This is a genomic window from Corynebacterium sp. J010B-136, from assembly GCF_002967075.1.
Classification (GTDB): Bacteria; Actinomycetota; Actinomycetes; order Mycobacteriales; family Mycobacteriaceae; genus Corynebacterium.
The window spans coordinates 173,707-190,465 of sequence record NZ_PUGE01000005.1; the positions used below are offsets into that span (position 1 = coordinate 173,707).

Consider the following 16,759-nt stretch of genomic DNA (forward strand, 5'->3'; position numbering starts at 1 on the left):
GTGTTGGGGAGTCGGGGCTTCGATTTCAAGTGAAGATTAAAGACGAAGCACCTTAATCTTCACCTTCCTTGCGGATCTTCATCTCAGAGTTTTGCCACCAGCCGGTGCGGGTGATTTCCTCGTAATTGATATCAGCTGGGTCTGGGGTGATACCAGCGGAGTTGGTGCGCAACTCGTACTTCTGGATTGCGCCCCAGTCACGTGCCCAGTCGCCGTCAAGGTAGGACGGGATCTCATAGGAGTAGTTGACTGCCTCAGCAGTAGCCATCGCGCCGCCGCCGGAGAAGGACTGGAAGTCGGTCAGGGAAGTCTGTGCAGGCGCATCCGGAAGGATACGGTACTCAGGGATTTCCGTGACACCAGCGAAGTGGTCAAAGGTGCGCTGGCATGGGAACTGGAATGCCGTTGACCAGTCCAAAAGACCTGGGATGGAAGAGTCGAACTGTGAATTCAACGAGGTCAGCTCAGGTACACGCGGTGGGGTAAAGGCAAGCCAGGAATCTTCGTCGGTGGAGTCATCGACAGCCACCAAGCGAACCACGTTGGCTTCTTCAGGAATTTCATCGAGTGCGATGCGCAGGTTGCGCCACTTCGGTGCCGCGCCGACATCGCGAAGCTCGAGCTCACCAGTGTTGGTGACCTCATTGCCCTCACCAAGGGTGCCGTACTCCAGGGTCAGCTCCATGCCTTCTTGCTCAATGTCGTTGACATCGTGGTGGTAGATATCGCCCGCGGCAGAGACTGCCAGAACGGGAGTGTTTTCACCGGCTTGTTCTGGCAGGTTGTACCACTGCGTGGTCACCTCAGAGGTACCGCGCTGGCCGGAGTTATAGGAACCCAAAACCGGGACCTTGGTGTAGTCCAAGTTGAATGGCAGGTGCATGGTCGAGCCATTGACACCATCAGTGCCGCGGATACCGCCGGAGGAAGTATCGGTGACATTTTCAGCATTGGCCTGGGCATTGGAGCCTGACTCCGAATCACCGGACTGTCCGCCAAGTGATGGATCGCTACTGGAGCTTGCCTGGTCCGAATCCGAAGAACCGGACTGGTTCGAACCAATCGCACCAACGGAAGCGGAGTTGAGGTTTTCAGGCTCAATATCTTCTGGGATGAAGTTTGGATCAAAGCCACGGTTTTCTTCATCCGGGTTGATCAAAGAATCACCGAGCTCACCTGTAACCGGGGTTAGGAAAGAATCATTGGTGTTGGTCTCAATCAACGCCGAATCAGCCATCTGGCAGACATTGCCACCCAAAGCCTTCAGGTTGCCTTGACCGACCGAGTAATTCGGCGACTGCGAGATATAGCCCTTGGCAAAGGAGAGGCAGGAAAAGGCCACGATGGCGATGCATGCAATAGCCAGCGGTGCAGACAAAATATTTGCCCAACGCTTCGTGGAGACCTGCGGCTGTTCAATGCCATGGTTCTTGCGGTAGTTATGCCGAAGCGCCTGGACGATGCCAATGGCGATGATGATAAGACCAATGACCATGACCACGGTGGAGGCCTCAACGGCCATGAACTGAACAGAACGGTCCCACCATGGAATGCCGAAGGACGATACGTACCACCAGGCATTCCAGCCAGCTAAGGAGATAGCCATGAGCATGACTACCGATGCCACCGCGAAAGTACGCGCGCGGGTTGAGCGCATCGCAATTTGCGACAGAACGACGGCACCGAGTGCGGCAATCACGCCGGCGATGCCCGCGTAAATACCGAAGTGGTGCGTCCACTTCGTTGGGGTGAACATGAGGAAGAACATGCTCAACGCCATGATGATGAGCAGGCGCTGGGTTGGGCCCTTCGGGGTGCCCAGAACCTTCTTATCGCGGATGAAGGCGTAGATGATCAACGCTAGCGAGAACAGCATGGTGAACATGGCGAAACGGCGCGTCAGCGAGCCATCAACCGAGCCTTCGAACAAAGTGGTGTAGCGAACGTATTCGTCGTACCAGTTCAGCGATGGGCCCACGGCAGAGCGCACGCGGGTGGATTCCAGGACCGTGGCCAAAGTTTGATCGCTAAAGACCAAGGCGATAACGCTGGTGCCTACTGCCAAGAAGGAAGCAATTAGTGGCAGCCACCCGCCGACGGATTCCTTGCGGCGGCTAAAGATAGAAAACAGTGCAGGCAAGCTGACTAGGAATACCCCTACGGCTAACAGACCAGTGGGGCCTGCGGTCAGCGTCAACGTTGCGGCAATGGTGCCGATAGCTGCTGGCAGCATGCGCGAAGTAGCAATCGAGCGTTCAAAAGATGCCCAAGTAAAGACCACGCCGAAAGCCACGATGGGCTCTGGGCGAATACCGTTGTTGTATGGCAGCCAGAAGGCCAAGAACATAAACGCTGCGGTCCAGTGCGCGACGCGGCGGTCATTAATGACCGGACCAAAGCGTGGCAGGATCTCGCGCGAGAGAATAAACCACGTCAACAGCGCCGCGATTAGCGTCGGGATACGCATGAAGACGGAGGTGGCCGAAATATTGGAGAGAAACGCCACGAGATCGTAGTACGGGGTGCCGAAAGGCGCCTCGGGAACGCCGTACCAGCGGTAGTAGTTGGCCATATACGTCGAGTGCTCTTTGACCCGACCCATGGTCAAAATAAAGCCATCATCAGAGGTATTAGCACCAAAGATGTGCCAGAAGCCCAAGATGGCAGCCACAACGCCATCAAGTGGGCGTACCTGCTTCCAGGTTGCTGGCATGAAGCTAATCTTCTTGCCGTCCAAGCGGTCCATGCGCGCGATGCACACCAAAGCAGCCAGCATCATGATGCCGCCACCAATCATCGCCACCAGCTTGATGGTGGACGGCGAAGAGGTAAACCGGGAGTTGATTTCCACGTGGACATTCATCCCGGCATCGGAAAGCTGCGCGAGGTTTTGCGGGGTATCTTCAATCTCAGTAAAGACACCAACTACCTGCGGACGCAGGTCATCTTCAGATTCCTCGGTGAAATCACCAACGCTGACGGTGGTGCCATCTTCGACGGCGTTGATAGTCAACACGTCGTCATCGTTAAGCTGCGAAACCTGCTCGGCGGAAAGCGAGAGCACAACCTCATCTAAGGAGATAACCGAAAGGCCATCTTCTCCCGCACGCACAAACATGCCGCGGTTCGATGCTTCCTCTGACTCCGGTGGAACCGTGCCATAGAGCATGTCCTGGCCCTCGCGGAGCATATCGATAGCAGCGACCGGAATGGCAGCATCAATTTCTTCCGGGGAGACGGAAATCAGCGGCGCAGTCACCGAATTCAAAGAATCATTCGCTGGCCAGTCAAAAGAAGACTGAGTCTGCGTAACTGGCAAAAATGGGGTGGCTAAAAACAACACGAAGCCTAAAAGGCCGGTGATGATTGCAGCAAGGCGCAGCCCCTTGGGTGCGCGGCGCGCGCTTAGCTCAGGTAGCTCGGCGGTGTAGACATCATTCACGACAAAATACCTTAGTTCACTCGAGCGGCGACGACGAAAGGCCCAATCTGCCTAACGTCCCAGAGATCGGAATCGTTGAAGACCTCTGGGTCAAACAAAATCGCGTCATAACGGACATTGGGCTGGTTAGGGAAGATATCCACCGCCAGGTGCGCCTTGTAACCATCATCGGGCGATTCAATATCGCCGCGGAAGATCATGGCATTGGGCACATCCCACGGGTTGTTTTCTAGCGTGTCGACGAATTCCTGCGGGCTCTGGTCCCAAGAATTTTCTGCCCACGTAGACATCTCTTCGTTGCGCTGTTTAAACTGCCCCAGCGGATTGGCGTAGTGCGCGGTAAAAGCATTGAAGCCGTAGTACGGGTAATAGGCCATAAAGAGCTTCTCATCCGTCATTACGACATCAGCGTTGTGGTCTTGGAAGAACTCATCGATCTCGCTGTAGTATCGTGCGGAGTCAGCAGGGAATTTATCAGCGCGCTCACCGTTGCCGTCGGTATCGGAGTAGGCATTATCAATCGCGGTCTGGTGCTCCGCAGGGATTTCTTGCATGTAAAAAATTCCTGCCAACGCGGTAATGACTGCGACCACCGCGGCGAGGTATTCGCGGGTGCGATATTGCTCGTAGAGATGAGCAAGACCCAAAACACCAGCGGTAGCCATAATCAGCACGACGAGGATTTCTAGGCGGAAACCCAAAAGCGTCGTGCCCAATAGTGGCAGCACCATGGATGCGACAATCCACAGGTACACGCCAATGAGCGCCCACCCCAGCGTGCGAATGTGGACGTTTTTAACGCGAATGACCAAGTAAACAATGCCGATCAGACACAGCAGGCCAACTATGGACGGTGCCAAAAACGGCACGGGTATTTCGGTGCCCTCGGCCGGTAGATAGTGCTGGGCAGCAGTTTCGGTGGGGAAGTCCGCGCGCAGAACGGCGAGGAGATAAGGCCCCCATGCGATTGCGGCAATGGCCAAAGAACCAAATCCAATAACCGCTAGCCGCACAATCGGTTTGAAGGATCGTTCCACAATCGCGGTCACCAGAGCCACGAAAGACACGACCGTGACAGCAATCGCGCCGGTAAATAGTGTGTAGAACGTCGCTGAGATTCCCAGGAATACCAACAGTCCCGCGGTGGCTCCCCAGGAACCGTGGAAAGCGCGCGAGCACATGATCGCTGCGGCTGGAACACCCAGCGCAATAACAGCGGAGTATGGTTCATCGACAGCTAGCGTCAGCGTCAACGCGGTGGTGGTCAACGCAATGACCGTGCCCAAAGGCAAAGAACCCGTTAAGCGCTGCCAGACAGGAACCAACAAGCAGCAAGCCATGGCGATAGAAACCAAAGACCACGGCTGGAATGCTTCCCAACCTTGCAACCCCAAAAGATTGGCCATGCGCCCGCCGAGCCAGAACCAACCCATGGGATAAAAGGTGGGCATGTCAGCATAGTTCATATCCGCATAGCCGCCCTCGACGGTCATGCGGGTCAAAAACTGGGTGCGAAAGACCTGGTCAACCTGAATACCGTGCAGCCACAACTTGGAAGCCGACAGCGGCATCCCCAAACTACAGATGACAATCAGCGCGGGGGATAGATAAGCCACCACGACCGTTAGCCATGCCAGTGGCCCTTTGCTCTGTACACCGCGTTTGGTCCACAGATACAACAAGCCTGCGACGATTACTACCGTGACCACAATGCCCGCAGTGGATAGACCGCGGGTGACCATCGAGGTATTAAAAGCCGGCAAAGATACCTGTTTGAACACAAACCAGGCTATTAACGTAACTAAGCCGCCACCGATGGCCGCTGCAGCCATACCGACTAAGACGCCAAGGAAACTTGTCGTATCGCGAGTTGCGGGCGTGAGCGAATGGGTATCGCGCACTGGGGTGGAATCGGCAGGCGGGTTGGCCTCCGCTGAATGGGTCACAGTCATGGGGTTAGTCTCCCATACATAGGCGTTATTCCTTGCTAAAGGCCGCTTCCATAAATCTAAACGTGGAAGCGGCCTTAAAAATCAGAGGTCGAAGAGCATGAAATTATGAAGTCCGGCTCAAGGTCTTAAAACGGCAAACGACGGAAGATCGACTGCGGAATGAACTTGAATGCCAAAGAAACGTACTGGAACAGTGGGTGGACAAAGATGGAATCCTTGCCTTCCAACACTGCCTTGACGGTTGCTTCAGCGACCTCATCAACGTTAACGGTCAGCGGTGCTTCACCAGCATCAGCAGACATCTTGGTACGAACCTGGCCGGGACGAACAACCAAAACATTGACGCCAGTGCCACGCAGTGCCTCATTGAGGTTGACGTAGAAACCATCGGTGCCGGCCTTGGATGCGCCGTAGACAAAGTTCGAACGACGCACGCGCATACCAGCAACAGAGCTCATCGCCACGATGGTGCCATGTCCCTGCGCCTTGAACTTCTTGCCCAGCAAGACACCAACAGATACAGGTGCGGTGTAGTTGATCTGCGCAGAAGCCACGGCCTTTGCCTGGTCCTGCCACAGTTCTTCCTGGTCACCCAAAGTGCCAAAAGCTACAACAGCAACGTCAACATCGCCGCGCTCAAATGCCTTGTCGATGACCTGTGGGTGGGACTCAAAGTCAGTCGCATCGAAGTCAATAACTTCAACGTCTGCACCCTGCGCCTTCAAAGACTCCACCGCATCAGTAATGCGTGGGGAATCAGCGCGCGCCGCAAGGGATACTTTGGCTGGTCCGTTCTCTAAGAACTCGGAGATAATTCCCAGTCCGATTTCGCTGGTGCCGCCGAGCAGCAGCAGGTGTTGTGCTTGTCCAGTTGCGTTAAGCATGAAGATTCCTTTCTTAGCGCAGCTCGAGGCGGCGTGACATATCGGAGGCGAAGACGCCCGTTGGGTCAATGTTGTTGCGGGTCTTGAGCCAGCCTTCTAGCTCTGGGTACATGGTGTGGAAATTCTCCGCAGAGGTGCGGGATTCCTTAGCCAAGTACAAACGGCCGCCGAATTCCATGACGCGCTTATCCAAATCATCCAAGAATTCACCCAGACCTGGACGAATAGGGAAGTCCACGCAGACGTTCCAGCCTGGCATTGGGTAGCTCAATGGCGCCTTGTTACCTGGGCCGAACAGCTTGAACACGTTCAGCGCGGAGTAGTGGCCAGACTTCTGCATATCGCGGATGATGTCCTTGAAAGGTTCAACAGCGTCCATTGGAACCACGAACTGGTACTGCAAGAAGCCCTTGGAACCGTAGCCACGGTTCCACTCACCGATGAGGTCGAGTGGCTGGTAGAACTGTGTCAGGTTCTTGACCTGGTTCTTCGCCGGTGCGCCCATGGCGTAGTAGGCCTCACCGATGGCCATGAGTGAAAGCTTATTCATGGTCCAGGATGGGAAGATATCTGGCACGGTCATCAGCTGCGGTGCGTTGAACTTCAACGGATCGGCAGCGAGTTTCGGTGCGAATTCTTCTAACTGCTCCAGCGTGGCCAAAGAACCACGGGAGATAGTAGAGCGGCCCAGCTTCGGCTCAGGTGAGATTACGTCGAACCAAGCGGAAGAATAGGTGTAGTTGTGCTCAGAACCATCAGAGTGTGCAGCAACGGTTTCATCCAGGTTGCTGGTGCGCTCAGTATCCGCGATGAAGTACGCGGTTTCGGTCTTGGTCATGCGGATCTTCGCGCGCAAGATAATACCGGTTAGACCCATACCGCCGACGGTGGCCCAGAATAGCTCTGCATCTGGGTCATCCTCGCTGCCTTCGGGCGTCAGGTGCAGCACCCGGCCATCAGCAACCAGCAGTTCCATCGAGGTGACGTGGTCGCCGAAGGAACCTTCGGAGTGGTGGTTCTTGCCGTGAATATCTGGACCAATAGCGCCGCCGATGGTGACCTGGCGGGTACCAGGAAGTACCGGAACCCACAGGCCAAACGGCAGGGCAGCCTTCATCAGCTGGTCTAGGGTGACACCGGCATCAACATCAACGATTGCTGATTCCGGGTCGATGGAGTGAATACGGTTAAGCGACTGCATGTCAATGACAAGGCCGCCGGCATTTTGCGCTGGGTCGCCGTAGGAACGACCCATGCCGCGGGCGATGACGCCGCGGCGCAGGTGATCTGGCTTATCTGCATTGTCATCGGCGACCATGGCAACGGCCTGACGGATTTCATCAACGTCGGCGGTTGCCAGCACATGTGCGGTTGTAGGAGCCGTGCGGCCCCAGCCATGTAAAGATTTTACGGTGGTGTGCAATTCCATAATTTCAAAGCTTACCTAGCTTTAGGGATACAACACCTAACCAACGGGGCTCATTCACCGATTACACAGGTGATTTTCAGTACAAGGATCCGCGATTCGGATATTTCCTACACATCCTCAGTAGTTTCTTGGTCTGGCCGACCCATGCCAGCACTAGGTTGCGGAGCAGTTTCGCTTAACGATGCCAAACTCGACCTAATACTTTCCGCCACCGTCGTCGCACCCTCGTCACCTGCTTCTTCTGCACGTGTGGCCAGTTCATTGAGCGTTTCTTCGGCATAGCCGCTGGCAATCAGTTGCTCATATAGCTCGGAATAAGCTTGCTCATACATGGCGTAGAACTCTTCATTGTCCAAGAAGCGTTCCTTGAGGATGCCACTGTCGCTGCCACCGCCTGGGCCTGCGCCTTCACGTTCATCGCCACCCGGCATTTGGCCACCGCCTGGCATCTCACCGTCCTGCGGCATCTGGGGCATCTCCATTCCCTCAGGCATTTCCATGTCATCGGGAAGCGCCGGCATTTCTGATTGGGTGTTTGTGTCGGGCTGCATGCCGCCCATGCCACCACCCATACCGCCGCCTCCGCCCATCATTCCGGATAGCGCCATGTTGAGGTCCCACGACAAGACCGTGAATTGCTTCTCGGTCGTGTCGTACCAGAGGTAGTAGTTATTACCGGGGCCATCCATTGCGTCATTATTGGATAAGATTTCTTGGGTGGCTAAGTACTTGGCAAAAGACTCGGTATCAACATAATCATCGAGTTCCTCGGCGAATTCCTCATCAGTGGACTCATTGAGGAACTTCATCAGCGTCATTACCGGCTGCAGGTCATAAGCGCCTTCAGCATTGATCTGTTTAAAGGAATCCTCATAATCTGTTGGATCATCGCCCAGATAATCCAGGGATCCACCGGCGCGGGCTTTGTACAATACGCCGCTGCCCAGTTCATCGGCCCACTGTTCATCTGGCGTGTCCACCACGATGCGGGCAGCGCTTTCGCTTCCGTTTACCGTGACTGAAGTAAAGGTGTAATCCTGGGTCACCTGACCACTCTCGGCGGTGAGTTCCAAAGCGAGCGCTTCATTAATTGCCACATCGGAACCACTAGCAGCCGGACGCAGGGCAATCTCCGTCATGCCCTGGTAGGCACGGCCTTCTTCATATTCATCAAAGCTAATGAGCCACGGTAATTCCTCCGGGTTATCTTCAGAAAGCTGCGTCATGCCACCGGGGCCACCACCTTCGCCGCCACCCATGCTGTTTCCACTAAGTGACTGCAAGGTGGAGTTGCCCTTGAGGCGAAGACCGACATCTTCAATCAAGGTGCCATCGATAGTGATATCGGCACGGATATATTCTTTCTCGCCGTCTTCGCGGAAAGTGCTGAGCATTTCTTCGTATTCTGCTTGGTCGAAGGTGATGTCAATGGTGTGCGTGGTGGCATCGAAAAGCTCTGCGTCACCGTCGATGTCATTGACGATGACCGTCTCCGAAACTAGTTCTGAGGTGATGTACGGACGAACCATCGAGGTGCCAAATGCGAGCGCGATGGCTAAGCACACGGCGATTGCTGCAATCAGCAACTTCCAGTGATGCCGCAAGCGAACCGGCAAACGGTGGCGCAGCGAAGTAGAAGTGTTATTGGTGGGTTGTTCAAGTGAATGCGACATGGTTACATATCCGTCTGGTCATAGCCAGTGAGCACGGTGGCCTTTTGCCCGGCGTTGATTACGCGCAGCTCACTGATGAGATCTGAGGCTTTAACGCCCTTCTTCAACCTTGCGGTGTAGCTGTATTCCAGCAAGGAGCCGCCGCGAACGCTTTCGGTACTAATGAGTTCGTATTCGGTGGTGTTGCGGATCAGGATGTCGTCAATGATTGGTGCGTAGTCATCGCCATCGGCAGGCACCTGCAGCTTGATGACCTGGCGTTGGACATCGAGTGCGAACCAGTTGAAGCGGTGCATAACCACAATGACCGCGCAGATAACAATGGTGGCGATGACAGCCAAGGAGTAGAAGCGGGTACCGCAGGCCATGCCGATGCCCATGACGAGGAAGATGAAGCCGACGTCGCGGGTTTCTTTGATGGCGTTACGGAACCTGACCACTGAGAGCGCGCCGACCAATGCGAAGGCGCGGGCAATATTAGAGCCCACAATCAGCATGATGAGCGTGATGAGCATGCCGAGGATAATCAGGGTTTGCACATAGCTTTGGCTGTAGCTGATGTTTTTATGGGTATTGCGATACACCCACGCCACGACCAAGCTGCAGACCAAGGAGAGGGAGAGCGATAACAGGACGTCGGCGATGCTGAAAGTGCCGGAGAGGTCAGTGAGACCGAAATCGAGGTTCATGGAAGGTCTTTTTTCTAGTTGTGTGCGTTGGAATGAGCGGAATGAGATTGGGCCGGATTGCCGGGCAGTGTGGTTGGCTCGACGTGTTCTTCCTCTGGTGCGTGGAAAAGCGACCGTGGCGCCAGACCATGGGCTTCGATGCTTTGGCAGTATTTGGAGATGCGTTGGACTTGCAAGTCATGGCGGGCGGCCATATCGGTGACCCAATAAGGGGCGCGTTCATTGACTTTGACTTCCATCACCGCCAAGTCAGGGCGAATGATAAAGCGGTTTTCTGCTTCGGCTCGCAGGTCAAAGTCGCGATCGCGGCCGCTGACCTTGTGATCTAAGGTCACGCGCAGTCCTAAGTCAGCGTCGGTTCCCACATACGGTTCGCGGCGGTAGCCGGTCATCGCGGTGGGACGTAGTTGAAGGCGGATGCTTAAATCTAAGACTTCATCGATGAAGCTTTGATCCGCGCCGGGGTATTCAATGCGCTGATGGCGGTCGCACAAATCCAGTGCTAGGTGATAAGGCAGCATGACCCGGCGCTTTTGAGTAACACGATTCACGCGTTGTTTGATTTCGACGGCCACCATGGCATCGGCTGAAATAGGTCCATCGGCACCGCCGGTTTCCCCGTAGCGGCGAATCCGTAGCTTGCGACGAAACTTCAAGCCTTCGATCTTCTCGCGGTAAAACCTCAGGTTGGCGGTGTCATAGTAAACGCTCCACACCCCGTAGCCAGTTGGTCCCGCGTACGGGTCCCGAACCATGTGTTGGTTCAGTTCCTCGCGGATAGCCGGAACTTTGTCCTCGGGGACCAAGTACTTCAACTCATAGCGATTAAACGCATGGAGTTTGCCCGGGGCACGTAGTTTGTGACCAGTTGCGTCATGGTTATTCATGGGTTTACAACAGTCCTTTCTGTGTTGTGCTGCCTGTTAGATACGGCAGTTTCTTTGGGCACAGATTTATTGTTGTAAAACCGCAAGCGGATTAAATCGCCCCGCAGGAGTATTTTGCGTACTGCATCCGCGGTATATTTCTCTCATCCTGCTGCGGGACGCGTTATTCGCACTACGGTGACAAAGTAGAAGGAACTTTATAACCGACGCCAAAATGTAGAAGAACAAGGAGAATGGTCGAATGAGCCAGCCCGCCGTATCTCTCAAGGATCGTTCTATGTGGCTGCCCGCTTGGGCAGTGGATGTGGCGATCATGGCGCTGATTCTGATTACGGCGCTGGTTCCGATGCCCGGTGGTTTTCCTGGAATATTCCCCGGGCTATTTCCCGGTGGCGGCCCGGGAGGTTTTCCTTCTGGTGGGCCTGGCCAAGGCCCGCAGCTACAAGACCAGCACCTAGCGTTAATTGGTTTGGGGATAGCGCTAGTGACCGTTGCGGCAGTTCCTCTGCGGCGCCGCTGGCCGCTGCCGGTATATCTTTTTAGCCTGGTGGTCTATGTCTGTGCCGTAAGTTTCGGCTTTCCGGCGCTAGCACCGGGCATTGGTGCAGGAGTCGCAGTATTTGCGGTGGCTAATAACTTACCGCGCTTACAGGCGTTGAGCTTTGGCGCCGCGGGGGCTGTGGCCGTTGCGATAATAAGTCTGTTTATCAATGAACATATGGTCTTAGAGCCGCAGGTTTTCCAGATAGCGGCAGGTATCGCGATTGCTACCGCTCTAGGAGACAGCGCGCGCTCGCGCCGGGAATATACGCAGGCTGCGATGGAACGCGCCGAGCGCGCTGAACAAACCCGCGAAGCAGAAGCACGCCGACGCGTGGCTGAAGAACGCCTGCGGATTGCACAAGACCTTCATGACACGGTCGCGCACCGGATCTCCGTTATCAGTTTGAATGCAGGCGTGGCATCGAGCTTGCTGGAGACCAAGCCGGAGAAGGCCAAAGAATCTCTTGCGACGATTCGCTCGGCATCGCGTGACGTTTTAAGTGATATCGGCGTGCTCTTGCGTTACCTGCGCGCGGATGGTTCCAGCGAGCAGTTGGGCCAAGACGGCGCATCCGCATATCTAGTGCAGCCGGGCTTCGATGACATCGATGCATTGGTTGCGTCCTTGAAGGAAGCTGGGCTGATGGTCGAAAAAATCATCGACGGCGAGGTCGCGCAGGTGGATGAAACCACGGGACGAGTTGCCTACCGGATTGCACAAGAAGGACTAACCAATGCGCACAAACACGGCTCAGGTGGAACTGCGCAGCTCAAGATAGTGGTAGATAGCGTTAATGCGCAGACACTAAACATCGAGGTGATAAACCCAGCCAACGGTGCAGACCGCAATCAACCAGATGCCCCGCAGGGACACTTAGGGCTTAGAGGATTAAAAGAACGCGTTGGTGCAGTGGGCGGAGAGATTTCTACTTCGCACGCAGCGGGTAAATTTATCCTTCAAGCCGAACTTCCTTTGCGCAGTCAGAGAAGAAACCGAGAGGAAAAGTAGTGACCACTGTTGTCGTAGTAGATGATCAGGTACTGGTGCGCCAAGCGGTGGTAGATATCCTTGCGAGTGCCGACGGAATCGAAGTCTTAGGTGCTGCCGCCGATGGGGTAGAAGCCATTGAAATGGCAGCGGACCTAGAACCGGATGTCGTGTTAATGGATATTCGCATGCCGCGGCTTGATGGGATTGCTGCCACCGAAAAGATCTGCGCTGAACCCACGAATATCAAAAGCCGGGTACTAATCCTCACCACCTTTGAGGAAGACGAATACGTGGTTTCTGCTTTGCGCGCCGGGGCCAGCGGATTTATTGGCAAGGGTGCCGAGCCTGAGGAAATCATTCGTGCTGTACAAGCAGTCGCTGCCGGCGATGAACTTCTATCCCCAGTGGCCACGCGCAGTCTCATTTCCCAGTATGTGCGCTCACCTGGGCCGCGTCCGGCGGTTTCTGAAGAAGCATCGAAAAGCCTAGAGCTACTGACCGAGCGCGAACGTGAAGTCTTAGAACTTGTGGGACGCGGGCTATCTAATCAGGAAATTGCTGAGAAATTCTTTATTTCCCCGCATACCGCGAAGACACACGTCAACCGAATCATGAGCAAGATTTACGCGCATGACCGCGCGCAGTTAGTCATCTTGGCCTATGAAAGCGGGCTGTTAGTACCCGGGGAATAGCACTGTGAAAGGTTTGACTGCCGTTTAAAACGGAACGCTGAAGGCGAATAGTTAAAGCGACCAATTGGCCCCGCGCGTGGGCTGAGCCCTGGTGGTGAGGACGCTAATTGCTTCGTCAACGAGGTAGTCATTGAGCGCGGTGGTTGCGGCTTGGGCGGCGGGGAGTCACCGTCCATGATTGCATCCAGAATTGCGCTGTGGTGTTTCTTTCCAGCATCCATTGTGAATTCGCTATTGGTGATGGTGGCGCGCCAGAAGCGGCGGGACAACACATAGAGCGGACTCAGCGATTGGGCGAGGTAGTGGTTGTCCGCGCCGGTGATGAAAAGTTCGTGCCTGGTGGCAACGGCTTTAAGGTAAGAGTCAAGGTTCTTGCAGGATAAGATGCGTTCGCGCTGGCGAGTTAGTTCTTTGATGATGCTGTCGTCGGCGCGGGCGATAGTCAGAGCGACAGCGAGGGATTCTAGTGCTCGGCAATACTTCGAGTACTACCTCATCGCCGTAGCCATACTGACGTTGCTGACCGGCATATTTATGAAGGAGACCAAAGACGTCGACTTGAGTAAATAGGATAAGGCAGCAAACAGATCCAGATTCATGCTGATGTTTGCCGCCTGAACTGTCTTTAAGTAGTTCGCAACATCGCCGTCGAGCAGAAAAGCAATAAAGAACTTTTCGATACAGACTCCGGTTGGATTTACCGTATGCAGGTTGAGAACGCGTAGCTATTTAGTACAAATCCATGATGTCGCGGATTTCGGTAGGCAGTTCTTCCTGCGTGGTGATTTCTGGGCCTTCGTACTCGCGCAGGATTTTGTAGACCAGGCCGCGGGAGGTCGAATCCAACATCGGGATTTCCTCGGCCATCAGCCTGGTCATGAAATCATTAAGTGGAAGATTGGTGTGCTCTGCGGCGATAAAACGCCCATTGCGCTTGTCCTCTTCCGTGCGCTCATCTTGCGCAGCTTGCTGGGCAGGGGTCAGATTTTCCATCTTGCCGTCATACATACCACCCAGCTTAGTCCCTGCGGTTAAACCACTTGGCCTTCAGCTTCAGCCGCGGTGACCTTCGGGATAAAGAGCGAGGTAGCTACCGAGATTGCGAGAATGATGGCAGCGACCAAGAAAGCCGTGGTGTAGCCAGCGACAGAATCCGAACCGGCAGGGGAGCCAGCCACCATGAATACCGGCAGGATGGCAAAGGAGACACCGGCACCGAGGTTGAAGGCGGCGGAGTTCATGCCTGGCAAGAAACCTTCGTTGTCCTTGGGGGAGTTCACAACACCGAGGTTATTGAGCACGATATTGCCGATACCTGCGTAAGTAATACCCAGCAAGATGACGGCAACAATCAGTGTGATCTTGGAGTGCACGCCGACGAAAGCCAAGACCACCAGCAAAATTGCCGAGGCAGCATTGCCGATACGCAGCAGGTTTCCGTAACCAATTACTGGTGCGAAGCGGCCAGCGAAAGGACCGACGACCAAACCGATCAGTGCATAAGGTGCCAGCAGGAATAGGGATGCGGCATCGGCGCTCATGCTAAAGCCCGCGGTGGGGTTTTGCGCCAGCGATACAGCAACGCCGTTAACAGCAGCGAAGACACCGGTCATGGTCAACACGGTGGTCAAAAGCAGACCCCAGGTTTGGCGGCGCTTGAGATACTTTGGTGCAACCAATGGCTGGTCGTGCTTATTTTCCCACTTCCAGAACACCGCAAAGAAGATAAGACCGATGACGACTCCGACGATGACCATGAACCAGTTGGCAGCGCCGGCCTTACCGGCTTCGTTAACAGCCAAGGTAATGGAGCAAACGCTGATTACCAGCAGGACTGCGCCTAGCCAGTCGACCTTGATGCCACTCGATGGCTTAGATTCCGGAGCCCAGGCAGCGACCATCGCTACGGCGATGAAGCCCACGATGGCAATGAGCCAGAAGACAGAGCGGAAGCCCCAGTGCTCAGCCATCCAACCGGAAACCAGCACGTCCACGCCAGCGACACCACCGTTAATAGCGGCGACAAGACCAAGCAAAGTACCCAGACGAACTTCGTTTTTCACCTGGCTGCGCAAGATGATCAAGGTCATCGGAATGGTAGGACCAGCGATACCCTGCAACGCACGCGCGAACATGAGCACGCCAATATTTGGTGCAAGCGCTGCGATGACACCGCCAATAGCCATGACAGAGAGCATGATGAGCAGGATCTTGCGGCGGCCGACGATATCGGAAAGACGCGGTAAGAAAAGACCGCACATCGCGCCACCGGTAAAGAAGGCGGTCTGGGTAAGACCCACGGCTGCTTCATCAGTATTGAGCTCGTGCGCCATGGTGGTCAGCACTGGTGAGAGCATCGACGCGTTGAGCTGGAATGCTACGGCGGCTGCCACCAGCACGGCCATCAGCAGGGGCAGGCCACCTTTGCGGGTATCAACCGGGTCGATAACACCAGCTGATGCTTGGCCGTTGGGAGTGGAAGACATTGGGTTCTCCTGGATCGGTTAAAGCGCTAAGTCTTAAAAGTTGGTGTTGCCAATGCGAGTTAGGGCACCGACCAGCAGATCCCAGAACTTTTCGGCATCTACGTCCACGGCTACCGCGGTATTCGGGGGATCAAAGTCTGGGTCATCGGTGACCCCTAGTCCGCTCGGGTCATTATTAGACCAGGTGCGGCGGAAATCAACGATGGTTTGTCCGCGCGCGTGCTGGCCTTGGGTTTCCACATAAATGGGAGCGCGCACAGTACGCACGATGGAAGGATCAGCAACCGCTGCCACAGCCAAAGGATCGTGCATAGGTGGGCCAGGGTAGTTGCGCTCTTTCATGTAGGAAGCGCCGAAGAATTCCACGAGCTCCGCGATAAACTGCGCAACATCAGTGCCAATGGCCTTGAGCTGATCCATGCGCTCAGGAACCGCAAGCACCTGGTGGGTGACGTCAAGTCCGACCATGGTTACTGGCCAGGATTCTTCAAAGACAATCGCTGCGGCTTCCGGGTCAGCCAAGATATTGAACTCAGCAGCTGGGGTCATATTGCCGGTGTGGTGCCCGCCGCCCATCAAGGTGATGCCGCCAACGCGCTCAACCAGCTGTGGGTACATGCGAGCGAAAAGCGCGATGTTCGTCAAGGAACCAGTGGGGATAATGACCACGGAACCGGGTTCATTCTCAGAGATAACCTGGGCAATGAGGTTGACCGCGTGGATATCTTCCAGCGGGACACTAGGCTCAGGCAGTTGTGGGCCATCGAGGCCAGAATCGCCGTGGATTTCATCGGGGATAAGTTGCGGGCCAACCAGGGGGCGTGAAGCACCAGCGGCAAAAGGAATGCCGGTGATACCCGCAACGCGTGCTACCGCGCGCGCATTGGTGGTGACTTTTTCCAGAGTTTGGTTGCCGGCGACGGTGGTTACGGCCAAAAGCTCCAGGTTAGGATTGCCATGAGCCAGCAGCATGGCGATGGCATCATCATGGCCCGGGTCGCAATCGAGGATGATTTTCCGTGCAGGTGAGGTGGAATCTGCGTTCATTCTCGCAAAGTCTACTCGCTACCTTCCTATATATTCACAACTCC

Annotated in this window: 13 protein-coding genes; 2 read left to right on the forward strand and 11 right to left on the reverse strand. The window is 55.2% G+C overall.

Annotation, left to right across the window (positions count from 1 at the left end; translation table 11 throughout):
• Positions 1-52: 52 nt before the first annotated feature.
• The 7 genes from C5Y44_RS09735 to C5Y44_RS09765 all read right to left on the reverse strand — a co-directional run bounded on the left by C5Y44_RS09735 (position 53) and on the right by C5Y44_RS09765 (position 10,956).
• A complete protein-coding gene (locus tag C5Y44_RS09735) occupies positions 53-3,442 on the reverse strand; it encodes an arabinosyltransferase domain-containing protein (protein ID WP_105324766.1) in 3,390 nt (1,129 codons plus the stop codon).
• An 11-nt stretch (positions 3,443-3,453) separates the two neighbouring features.
• Complete coding sequence (locus tag C5Y44_RS09740) at positions 3,454-5,394, reverse strand: galactan 5-O-arabinofuranosyltransferase (RefSeq protein WP_233189944.1); 1,941 nt, start codon at positions 5,392-5,394, stop codon at positions 3,454-3,456.
• A 125-nt stretch (positions 5,395-5,519) separates the two neighbouring features.
• Positions 5,520-6,278: a decaprenylphospho-beta-D-erythro-pentofuranosid-2-ulose 2-reductase gene (locus tag C5Y44_RS09745; protein ID WP_075722169.1), complete on the reverse strand. Its 759-nt coding sequence runs from the start codon at positions 6,276-6,278 to the stop codon at positions 5,520-5,522.
• 13 nt (positions 6,279-6,291) lie between these two features.
• Complete coding sequence (locus C5Y44_RS09750) at positions 6,292-7,707, reverse strand: FAD-binding oxidoreductase (protein WP_105324767.1); 1,416 nt, start codon at positions 7,705-7,707, stop codon at positions 6,292-6,294.
• Between the two features lie 107 nt (positions 7,708-7,814).
• Entirely contained in the window at positions 7,815-9,380 is a 1,566-nt protein-coding gene (locus C5Y44_RS09755; RefSeq protein WP_105324768.1) for a CotH kinase family protein, read from the reverse strand.
• A gap of 2 nt (positions 9,381-9,382) precedes the next feature.
• A complete protein-coding gene (locus C5Y44_RS09760) occupies positions 9,383-10,069 on the reverse strand; it encodes a DUF4956 domain-containing protein (RefSeq protein WP_105324769.1) in 687 nt (228 codons plus the stop codon).
• A gap of 14 nt (positions 10,070-10,083) precedes the next feature.
• Positions 10,084-10,956 (reverse strand): polyphosphate polymerase domain-containing protein, encoded by an 873-nt coding sequence (locus C5Y44_RS09765; protein ID WP_105324770.1) that lies wholly within the window; start codon positions 10,954-10,956, stop codon positions 10,084-10,086.
• A gap of 241 nt (positions 10,957-11,197) precedes the next feature.
• Between C5Y44_RS09765 and C5Y44_RS09770 the strand changes: the two genes are divergently transcribed.
• Together C5Y44_RS09770 and C5Y44_RS09775 are read left to right on the forward strand one after the other, a co-directional pair.
• Positions 11,198-12,508 (forward strand): sensor histidine kinase, encoded by a 1,311-nt coding sequence (locus C5Y44_RS09770; protein WP_105324771.1) that lies wholly within the window; start codon positions 11,198-11,200, stop codon positions 12,506-12,508.
• Positions 12,508-13,182: a response regulator transcription factor gene (locus C5Y44_RS09775; protein ID WP_105324772.1), complete on the forward strand. Its 675-nt coding sequence runs from the start codon at positions 12,508-12,510 to the stop codon at positions 13,180-13,182. Before C5Y44_RS09770 ends, C5Y44_RS09775 begins: the two co-directional genes overlap by 1 nt.
• Here the strand turns inward: C5Y44_RS09775 and C5Y44_RS13610 are convergent.
• The 4 genes from C5Y44_RS13610 to C5Y44_RS09795 form a co-directional block, all read right to left on the reverse strand.
• Entirely contained in the window at positions 13,149-13,628 is a 480-nt protein-coding gene (locus C5Y44_RS13610) for an FCD domain-containing protein (RefSeq protein WP_105324773.1), read from the reverse strand. The genes C5Y44_RS09775 and C5Y44_RS13610 overlap by 34 nt on opposite strands.
• A 283-nt stretch (positions 13,629-13,911) precedes the next feature.
• The gene (locus C5Y44_RS09785; protein ID WP_105324774.1) at positions 13,912-14,190 is read right to left on the reverse strand and encodes a hypothetical protein; all 279 of its coding nucleotides are present in this window, start codon (positions 14,188-14,190) and stop codon (positions 13,912-13,914) included.
• Between the two features lie 23 nt (positions 14,191-14,213).
• On the reverse strand, positions 14,214-15,668 hold the full coding sequence (locus tag C5Y44_RS09790) for an MFS transporter (RefSeq protein ID WP_105324775.1): 1,455 nt from the start codon (positions 15,666-15,668) through the stop codon (positions 14,214-14,216).
• A gap of 33 nt (positions 15,669-15,701) precedes the next feature.
• Positions 15,702-16,715, reverse strand: a complete 1,014-nt coding sequence (locus C5Y44_RS09795; RefSeq protein ID WP_105324776.1) for a nucleoside hydrolase — start codon at positions 16,713-16,715, stop codon at positions 15,702-15,704.
• Positions 16,716-16,759: the final 44 nt, after the last annotated feature.